This is a genomic window from Blautia sp. HCN-1074 (assembly GCF_037890165.1).
In the GTDB taxonomy this organism is placed as follows: domain Bacteria; phylum Bacillota; class Clostridia; order Lachnospirales; family Lachnospiraceae; genus Blautia_A.
This window is the reverse complement of the sequence record NZ_JBBKBP010000049.1, coordinates 1-2,665: the sequence shown is the minus strand read 5'-3', so window position 1 is coordinate 2,665 and position 2,665 is coordinate 1. Positions and strand designations below refer to the sequence as shown.

Annotated in this window: 3 protein-coding genes; all 3 read left to right on the top strand. The window is 44.1% G+C overall.

Annotation, left to right across the window (positions count from 1 at the left end):
* The first annotated feature begins 84 nt into the window (after positions 1 to 84).
* The gene (gene tnpA / locus WKT11_RS19630; protein ID WP_118138212.1) at positions 85 to 426 is read left to right on the top strand and encodes an IS66 family insertion sequence element accessory protein TnpA; all 342 of its coding nucleotides are present in this window, start codon (positions 85 to 87) and stop codon (positions 424 to 426) included.
* On the top strand, positions 419 to 772 hold the full coding sequence (gene tnpB / locus WKT11_RS19625; RefSeq protein WP_055227435.1) for an IS66 family insertion sequence element accessory protein TnpB: 354 nt from the start codon (positions 419 to 421) through the stop codon (positions 770 to 772). Before tnpA ends, tnpB begins: the two co-directional genes overlap by 8 nt.
* A 152-nt stretch (positions 773 to 924) precedes the next feature.
* A complete protein-coding gene (tnpC, locus tag WKT11_RS19620; protein ID WP_118138210.1) occupies positions 925 to 2,571 on the top strand; it encodes an IS66 family transposase in 1,647 nt (548 codons plus the stop codon).
* Positions 2,572 to 2,665: the final 94 nt, after the last annotated feature.

Below are 2,665 nucleotides of genomic sequence, written 5' to 3'. Positions count from 1 at the left end.
GTAAGTAGGTAATCATCCGTATCTTTTTTTTCATTTTTTATTCTGTTACAATCTCCTTAAAACTCAGGAGGTATTCTATACACTATGAATAAAGAAGAAAAAGCAAAACTCTGGGCTGACCGTATCCAGCAATGCCAGACCAGTGGGAAAACATGTAAACAATGGTGTGCAGAAAACGGCATCCCCTTATCTACGATGGGATACTGGATCCGCAGACTTGCAAAAGAAGAGCCGGCATCCGAATCTGAACAGGATCTGGTCTTTGTCAGACTTCCCTCTGAACAGGAAGCTGCCAGAAAGCTTCTCTCTGAGGAATCTTCACCGGTGCGTATTTTTATCTCAAACAGTATCCGTATTGAAATATCTGATTCCTGCAGACCGGAACTGATGGAATCCATACTGGGATTCCTGCAGCGCCATGCTTGACCTGGCAGGAGGAACAACAGTATATCTTTCCTGCGGAGTCACTGATCTGAGAAAAAGTTACAATGGTCTGGCCGCCATCATCAAATTAAAATTTCACCTCGACCCATACTCACGCTGCATGTTTGCGTTCTGCAACCGTCGGCGTACTTCTATAAAGATCCTTCAATGGGACGGATCCGGATTCTGGATCCTGATGAAACGGCTCGACCGTAATGCCTTCCACTGGCCGGATACTCCGGATGAACTCCGTCAGGTGACTCTGAAAGAGATCCACTGGCTGTGTGACGGGCTCTCCTTAAATCCCAGGGGTGCATTTGAGGAACACCATCCAAAGATCATCCTGTAAGCATAAGACATCTGAGCTGTCAATCCCGTAAAAATCATGAAAAACATGGCATTTCTCAGCGTATTTCCTATATCTGGAAACGCAGTTTTTTATAGGAAAACAGCTGGAACCATGATATACTTTTAATAACGCTAAAGCAGGGAGGACAGGATATGGAACCGATCTTTACAGATAAACAGCTGAACAACATGAGCCGGGAAGATCTGATCTCATTGATGAAGATCGTGCAGGAGCAGACAAAGAAAAAAGACACCGAGATCCAGCTGCTAAAGGATAAACAGAAAGAACTCGAATTCTTAAATGCCATGCTCTCTGACCGTCTTACCCTTGCACAGAGAAAACAGTTTGGGGCATCCAGTGAAAAGTATACCGAAGGCTATGAACAGATGAACCTGTTCAATGAGGCAGAAACCAGTGCGGATGCGGAAACAGAAGAACTTTTTGAAGAAATCCAGCCATCCTCATATAAACGTAAAAAGAGGAAAGGAAAGAAGGAAGAAGATCTTTCCAATTTTGAGACCGTTGAAACTAGGACCTATAAACTGGAAGGGGAAGCCCGTTACTGTCCGGAATGCGGAAAAAAATACAATGTAGTAACAAAAGAGACCGTAAAACGCCTGCGTTTTGTACCTGCAAAGTTTGAGGTTGAAGAAGAGATCACTTATGTATACAGCTGCCCGAAATGCGGGTCCATGAAACGTCCTGAAAAAGAACCTTCCCTGATCCGTGGAAGTATCGCTACGCCTTCCCTTGTCGCCGGTATCATGAACGCTAAATATGTAAATGGAATGCCTCTGGCACGCCAGGAAAGAGAGTTTGCCAGATATGATCTTGATCTTTCCACAAAGACTATGGCAAACTGGATCATAAACTGTGCAGACAGATACCTGAAACCGCTGTATCAGCTGATGAAAGAAGAACTTCTGGAAAGCAGATATATCCATTGTGACGAAAGCCGCATCCAGGTACTCGGAGAGCCGGAGCAGAAAGGGACGACCCAGAACTGGATGTGGGTATATCTCACGGATGAATTCAGTGGTTCCCCGCAGATGGTACTCTTCGATTATGAAAGGACCCGTGCGGGATATCATCCTGTAAATTTTTTAAGGGACGGGTTTCATGGGTATCTGACCTGCGATGGATATCAGGCTTATCACAGTTTAGGAGAAGGTATCATAGTAAGCGGATGCCTTACCCATGCAAGACGACGCTTTGATGCAGCCCTCACAGCATTGAAAAAAGATTTCACAAAAGAACAGCTGAAAGAGACAGTTGCATATCAGGCGATGTCAAGGATCGGGATTCTCTATAAGATCGAAGAGATGATCCATGACAAAACACCGGAAGAAAAATATGAAGAACGCCAGAAACAGTCCCATCCGGTCCTGGATGCCATGTTTGAATGGCTGCATACGATGGAAGATTCTGTAGACAGGTCTTCCCTTATTGGTGATGCCATTTTGTATACACTTAATCAGGAAGTATATCTGAGACGGTATCTGGAAGATGGTCATCTCAGCATAGACAACAACAGTGCAGAACGTGCATTGAAAAACTTTGCAGTGGGACGCCGCAACTGGCTGTTTGCCAAAAGTGTACGAGGAGCTGATGCCAGTGCTCTTGTTTACAGCATTACAGAAACAGCACTTCTGAACCATCTGAAACCATACGCATATCTGACCTATATATTGGATGAACTCAGAAAAATAGGAGCTTTTCCTAAAGAGGAAGAATTAAAGAAACTGCTTCCATGGTCAGAGGATCTTCCGGAATACTGCCGGACTAAACTAAAAAAATAATACCAAGCCATCTGATAGAGAATCTGGCAGACAGCCAGGAACAGTATCAGATGGCTTTTATAAAATGTCAATATACAGATGATTACCTACTTAC